Origin of the sequence: Streptomyces sp. ERV7 (genome assembly GCF_001653515.1) — a bacterium.
Classification (GTDB): domain Bacteria; phylum Actinomycetota; class Actinomycetes; order Streptomycetales; family Streptomycetaceae; genus Streptomyces.
On the sequence record NZ_LYOY01000113.1, the window covers coordinates 1 to 6,343 of the forward strand.

General features: G+C 69.3%; 5 protein-coding genes. All 5 read left to right on the top strand.

Annotated features, from left to right (window positions below; genetic code table 11):
- The first annotated feature begins 41 nt into the window (after positions 1-41).
- The 5 genes from A8W25_RS31530 to A8W25_RS31550 all read left to right on the top strand — a co-directional run bounded on the left by A8W25_RS31530 (position 42) and on the right by A8W25_RS31550 (position 6,340).
- Positions 42-899, top strand: a complete 858-nt coding sequence (locus tag A8W25_RS31530) for a bifunctional DNA primase/polymerase (RefSeq protein WP_067167954.1) — start codon at positions 42-44, stop codon at positions 897-899.
- Between the two features lie 2 nt (positions 900-901).
- On the top strand, positions 902-2,377 hold the full coding sequence (locus tag A8W25_RS31535) for an ATP-binding protein (protein ID WP_067167956.1): 1,476 nt from the start codon (positions 902-904) through the stop codon (positions 2,375-2,377).
- Between the two features lie 472 nt (positions 2,378-2,849).
- Entirely contained in the window at positions 2,850-3,086 is a 237-nt protein-coding gene (locus A8W25_RS31540; protein ID WP_067167957.1) for a helix-turn-helix domain-containing protein, read from the top strand.
- Positions 3,087-3,167: 81 nt separating this feature from the next.
- Positions 3,168-4,451 carry a tyrosine-type recombinase/integrase gene (locus A8W25_RS31545; protein ID WP_067167959.1) on the top strand — a complete coding sequence of 428 codons (1,284 nt, stop codon included), beginning with the start codon at positions 3,168-3,170 and terminating at the stop codon, positions 4,449-4,451.
- 248 nt (positions 4,452-4,699) lie between these two features.
- Positions 4,700-6,340, top strand: coding sequence for a penicillin-binding transpeptidase domain-containing protein (locus A8W25_RS31550; protein WP_199831890.1), 1,641 nt, complete (start codon positions 4,700-4,702; stop codon positions 6,338-6,340).
- The last annotated feature ends 3 nt before the right edge of the window (positions 6,341-6,343 follow it).

Sequence of the window (6,343 nt, forward strand, 5' to 3'; positions counted from 1 at the left end):
GGGTCTCTCCCATCCCTCGTAAGAGCAGGAGATACCCCAGCATGACCCATCCCGCCCTGATCCGGCGAGACCACCTCAGCACCGCCCTACGACTCGCGGCCGACGGCCTGCCCGTCCTGCCGCTGCGCAAGGGCAAGGTGCCCTTCGCCAACTGCCCCGCCTGCCTGTACAGCGCGTGCGGTGGGCGCCCCCACATGAAGACGCCCGGCCCCTGCGCCTGCCCCGCGCCGTGTCACGGCTGGGCCGCCGCCACCACCGACCCTTGGGTCCTCAACTCCCGGCAGTGGGCGGCGGCATGGCGTGAGGCGGCGGGCGTCGCCTACCACCCGGGCGGGGCCGGGCTGACCGTGGTCGACCTCGACCACGCCGACGCCGTCGCCTGGGCCCGCGCCACCCTGCCGGCCACCCGCACCGTGACCACGACGCGCGGCCAGCACTGGATCTACCAGGGCGTCATGACCTCCGCGAACGGTGTCCGCGACGGCGTCGACATCAAGTCAACTATGGCCTACGCCCGCTGGCGCGGCCCCGGCACCGACCCCCTCACCGCGTTGCCGGAGGCCGTGCGGTCGCTGATCGTGAAGGCTCCCACCGTCTACCAGGCCCCGGGCATCGATGCGCTGCCCGCACGAGCCGCAGCGGGCACCTGCCCGCATCGCACGCCCGCGTTCCTGGAACGCGGCATCACGATGGCCGTTCAGCGCATCAGCGGAGCGTCCAGCGGTATTCACGCGGCCGTGTACGCCACGTTCCTGGCCGTGCTGTCGACACACGGGCGATGCGGCTGCCTCACCGAGGACCACATCGCGCGGCTGTTCGCCGCCGCGCAGGCCAAAGGAGAGAGCGCCCGGCACTGTGCCGACGCGTGGACCAACGCCCTTACGAGGTTGGGACTGTAGCCATGTCCGAGGACGACAAGAACCCGGCCCGCGAAGTCATCGCCGAATACGCGCAGGAGCGGTTCCGCTACTTCCGCACCGCCGACGGCACCGTCTACGCGCAGAAGAACGGCCACCCCGTCGCCCGCCCCATCCGCTCCCAGGGCACGACGGGGAGCCACCGCCAGGAGCTCATGGTCGGCCTGTTCAAAGACGGGATCGGCGTGTTCAACGGCACCGCGCTCAAGGAGGCGCTGGACTTGATCGAAGCACTCGCGCTCACCGAGAACACCCAGACCGTGCACATCCGCGTCGCCCCCGGCTTCGACGGCGCGACGTGGCTGGACCTCGGGCGCAGCGACGGACAGTCGGTACGCATCCACCCCACCGGCTGGGACATCCGCGTCCCCGACCCGCGTGAAGTGTGCTGGCGGCGCACCCAGCTCACCGGTGAACTGCCCCTGCCGGAGAAGAACACCGACGGCAAGGGCATCGACTTGCTGTTCCGCCTGTGCAACTTCGTCAACGCCGAAACCGAATGCCTCGCCATGGCCTGGCTGGTCGGCTGCCTGGAACCCTCCGTCCCCGTCCCCGCCCCGTTCCTGACCGGACCGCAAGGCGCGGGGAAGTCGACGGCTGGCCGGATGCTCATCCGCATCATCGAGGGCATGAGCAGCGATTTGCGGCGGGCCCCGAAGGATGAGGACAACCTGATCGCGGCCGTCGCCGCGGGATGGGTCACGGCACTGGACAACCTCTCCCACATGACCCCGGACCTCTCCGACGCCATGTGCTGCATCGTCACGGGAGCCGAGTCCGTCAAGCGGGCCCTGTTCACCGACGGGGATGTCTTCCGCGCCCGCTACCGCCGCCCGCTGCTCTTGACCGGCATCGACGTGGGGGTGATCCGGCCCGACCTTGCCGAACGCCTCCTGCCCTTGCGGCTGGAACGGCCGAAGGTGCGGCGCACGGAAGCGGAACTGTGGGCGGAGTACGCGCAGGTCCTGCCCATCGTGCTCGGTTCCCTGCTGGACCTGACGGTCCAGATCCGTGCGGCTGCCGCGGAGACGCCGACAGATCTGCGCATGGCGGACTTCGCGCACCTGTGCGCGCAGCTCGACGCCGCGATGGGTCTCGGGGCCCTGTCCGCCTACCGGGCCGGACTGGACGACCTCAACGACGACGTGATCGAGGGCGATCTGCTCGCGCAGACCGTGTTGCAGTATGCGGCCGACATGCAGCCCGGGGAGCAACAGCGGATGACATCCGCCGAGTGGCTCCACCTCCTCACGCGGCTCTACAGCGGCGAGGACTGCCGCCCCCTGCCCAAAGGCTGGCCGACCACCGGCAAGGTCCTCTCCGACCGCCTCAAGCGCCTTCAGCCCACCCTCGCCGCCCGCGGCCTGAACGTCGACTGGGGACGCACCCGCGAAGCCCGCTACATCGAACTCACCGAACCCACGGGAACTCCCGAGCCGCAGCAAGAAGCCGCGTTCTGATCACAAGGTCACCGCGCACAACAGCAAGAGGAGCACCCCGGGCGACACCGCCCCGCGTGCTCCTCTTGCTGTTCGGTGCGAAGCACCGCCCCAAGGACGTGCCGCGCAGCGGCTCCTTCTTCACGTTCTGAGCTGCGCACAACAACAGACACCACCCCCTCTCTTTTCCTAAGTAGGGGAACGCTGCGTCACCTGCGTCACAGCCGACGGAAAACGGCCCCTGAACTGCCGAAACAGGCGTGACGCAGACACGAATGTCTGCGTCATCGTGCGTCACCTGCGTCACGCCCCGTGTCACAGACGACGAAGCCGTGACGCAGCGGTGACGCACCCCGTCCACCCCACGTCACGCAAACACGCAGGTCAAAGGCCCAAATGACGCACGTGACGCCGTGACGCAGAAATCCGAACCTCGGACACATTCAAAGGCTCCCTCCCCTCCGCGCTACCGGACATGAGGAGACCCACCGCCATGGCCACGCCCACGTCCAGCGATCCGCGCGCTGCCCTGCGGGCCGGACTCCCGGACCGCTACCTCACCCCCGACGACATAGCCGATCTGTTCGGCGTGCCCCTAGAGACCGTCTACGCCTGGCGTAAGAAGCGCACCGGCCCGCCCGGCTTCCGCGTCGGCAAGCACCTGCGGTACGACCCCACGGCCGTCCGGCGCTGGACCGCCGAGCGCATGGCCGCCGACGCGGTCGCCTGAGCCCAGCCAGACCTACCCACGCCCGTAGAGCGCGCCCCACGGCGCGCTCTACGGGCGCCTTCACGAAAGGACCCGCCTCACATGGCAGGCCACATCCAAGACCGCTGGTACAAAACCGAGATCGGCGCCGACGGCAAGCCGCGCCGGGTCAAGAGCGACCGGTACGGCATCGGGCTGCGCTACCGCGCCCGCTATATCGGCCCCGATGGCACGGAGAAGAGCAAGAGCTTCCCTGACAGGCAGAAGCGCCTAGCCGAGAAGTGGCTGAGCCATATCGAAGCCGACATGGCACGCGGCCAGTACGTCGACCCGAAAGCCAGTCGGACCACGTTCAAGCAGTACGCCGAAGGGTGGGTCAAGTCACACACGGGCGAGATCAACAGCCGTGAGGCGGCCGAACGGCGCCTGCGCCTGCACGCCTACCCCCACATCGGCTCGCGCCCGCTCGGCTCCTTCAAGCCTGAGCACATCCGTTCCTGGGTGGCCGAGTTGGAGCAGACCGTTCCTGCCGAGTCGTACCGCCGCATCATCGTCGGAACGGTGTCGGCTGTGCTGAGCGCGGCGGTTGAGGACGGCAATTTGGCACAGAACCCCTGCCGGGCCCGCTCCGTGACACTCCCGAAGCCAGGGAAGCCCCGTGTGGTCCCTTGGACAGCCAAGCGAGTCTTCGACGTGCGCGCCGCGCTGCCCCGACGGTTCCAAGCGACCGTGGACCCTGGTGCCGGGAACGGGCTTCGTCAGGGCGAGATCTTCGGTCTGTCAGAGGACGAACTCGACTACGAGGGCGGGTGGCTGACCGTCGCGCACCAGTTGAAGCGCATTCGGGGCAAGTACGTCTTTGCCCTGCCCAAGGGCGGGAAGGTGCGCACCGTTCCTCTTGCGAGCGCGGTCGGAAAGTCGCTCCGGGCCCACTCCGAGGAATTCCCTTCGGTGAAAGTCACGCTGCCGTGGCGTACGCCTGACGGCCCCCTCGTGACCAAGCACCTCCTGTTCTCCGGCAGTTCCGGCGACCACGTCCGGGTGAGCCACTTCAATGACCACATGTGGAAGCCCGCACTGGTGGTCGCAGGAGTCATTCCGGAGCCGGAGGAGGGCGAGCGGTACGCCGCCGCTCCGGAGGATGGCATGCACGCGCTGAGGCACTTCTACGCGTCGGTGCTCCTGGACGCTGGCGAGAGCATCCGTGCGCTCAGCGCGTACCTGGGTCATGCGGACCCCGGGTTCACGCTCAGGGTCTACACGCACCTGATGCCGAGCAGCGAGGGCCGCACGCGTAAGGCGGTCGACAACGTCTTCCCGCTCTTCCCCGACGAAGATCACGGCCCACAGACGGCCCCCGGGTCCCCGGACGCCCCGGCGGCATAGGGTTCGCGCAGGTGGGAGCCGGTGAGGCTCCCACCGCCGGAGACTCCATCTACTTCTGGCCGCTGTACACGGGCACGGCGATTCCGCTGGATTCCTGGCGAAACCGGATGTGGCTGGATACCTGGGTGTGAGCCGGTGAGCGGTGTCCCGGTCCGGTAACGGGCGGGGCCAGTGTCACTGCTGTCACGTAAAGTTCCTCCCAAGCAACTCTTGAACGTGTTCAAGAGACTCCTGGGGAGGGGCTGCGGATGCGCAGTGGAGCGAAGGCCGCCATCGTCGGCGGAGTGTTCGTGGTGGTCGGCACCGGTGTGGTGTACGGCGGCTACCAGATGCTGTCCGGGGACGACTCGTCCTCCGACTCGCCTACCCGGGCGGCACCGGTACGGACCGGGCCGCCCACCGCCGACGAGATCACCAAGACCGCCCAGGCCTTCTTCGACGCCTGGTCCAAGGGGGACGCGGCGGCGGCCTCGGCCCTGACCAACAACAACGCCGCCGCACAGACGGCGCTCGCCGGCTTCCACGACCAGGCGCACGTGGACAAGGTGACGATCACGCCGGGCGCGGCCACGGGGGCGGCCGTCGCGTACACGGTGAAGGCGGAGGTCACCTACGAGGGCAAGACCGCGCCGCTCGCCTACGGCTCCCGGCTGACGGTCGTCCGGGGCCAGACCACCGGCAAGGCCCTGGTCGACTGGCAGCCGACCGTCGTCCACCCGAAGCTGAAGGCGGGCGAGAAGCTGGTGACCGGGGCGGCCAAGAACCCCGAGATCGAGGCCGTCGACCACCGGGGGCGGGTGCTGACCAAGGAGAAGTACCCCTCGCTCGGGTTCGTCCTGGACGCGCTGCGGCAGAAGTACGGCGCCAAGGTCAACGGCACGCCGGGGGTGGAGACCTGGATCGAGGGCGGCGCCGAGGGCACCCCGAACCAGACGCTGCTCACCCTGGCCAAGGGCAGACCGGGCAAGCTGACGACGACGCTCGACGCGGACGTCCAGGCGGCGGCCGAGCAGGCCGTGAAGCAGTTCGCGGAGTCGTCGGTGGTGGCGATCGAGCCGTCCAGCGGGGCGATCCGGGCCGTCGCGGACAACCGCAAGGACGGGTTCCCCGCCTCGCTCCAGGCGTCCGTGGCCCCCGGCTCCACGATGAAGATCGTGACCGGCGCGATGATCATCCAGAACGGGGTGGGCGGGGCGAACCAGGCCGTCGAGTGCCCGGCCACGGTCCCGTGGGAGGGCTACACCTTCCACAACCTCAAGGACTTCACCATCCCGCACGGCACCCTGACCGACGCGTTCGCGCGGTCCTGCAACACCGCCTTCATCAAGCCGGTGAAGCCGCTCACCGACAAGGGGATCGCCGGGACCGCGCTCGGCCGGACCGCCCGGGACTACTTCGGCCTGGGCCAGAACAACTGGAAGCTCGGCGGGGTGAAGTCCTTCGACGGCAGCATTCCCGAGTCCTCCGGAGTGGAGACCGCCGCGTCCTACATCGGCCAGGGCAAGGTCCAGATGAGCCCGCTCGACCTGGCGTCGGTCTCGGCCACCGTCATCAACGGCGGCTTCCGCCAGCCGGTGATCGTGCCGCAGTCCCTGGACGACCGCGAACTGGCCACCGCCAAGCCGCTGCCCGGCCCGCTCGCCTCCCAGCTCCAGCAGATGATGCACGCGGCGACCGCCGGCAGCGGTACGGCCGTGAACGCGATGGCGGGCGTGCCCGGGCCCAAGGGCGCCAAGACCGGCTCGGCCGAGGTGGACCAGCAGGGCAAGTCCAACAGCTGGTTCACGGGATACGGCAACGGGCTCGCCGCAGCCGCCCTCGTCCAGTCCGGCGGGCACGGTGGGGACGCGGCGGGACCGGTCGTGGCGCGGGTGCTGCGGGCGGGCTGAACC

Bases quoted from the DNA above. Each gene is read 5' to 3' on its own strand.
- A8W25_RS31530 (WP_067167954.1), top strand. From the start codon at position 42: ATGACCCATCCCGCCCTGATCCGGCGAGACCACCTCAGCACCGCCCTA.
- A8W25_RS31535 (WP_067167956.1), top strand. From the start codon at position 902: ATGTCCGAGGACGACAAGAACCCGGCCCGCGAAGTCATCGCCGAATAC.
- A8W25_RS31540 (WP_067167957.1), top strand. From the start codon at position 2,850: ATGGCCACGCCCACGTCCAGCGATCCGCGCGCTGCCCTGCGGGCCGGA.
- A8W25_RS31545 (WP_067167959.1), top strand. From the start codon at position 3,168: ATGGCAGGCCACATCCAAGACCGCTGGTACAAAACCGAGATCGGCGCC.
- A8W25_RS31550 (WP_199831890.1), top strand. From the start codon at position 4,700: ATGCGCAGTGGAGCGAAGGCCGCCATCGTCGGCGGAGTGTTCGTGGTG.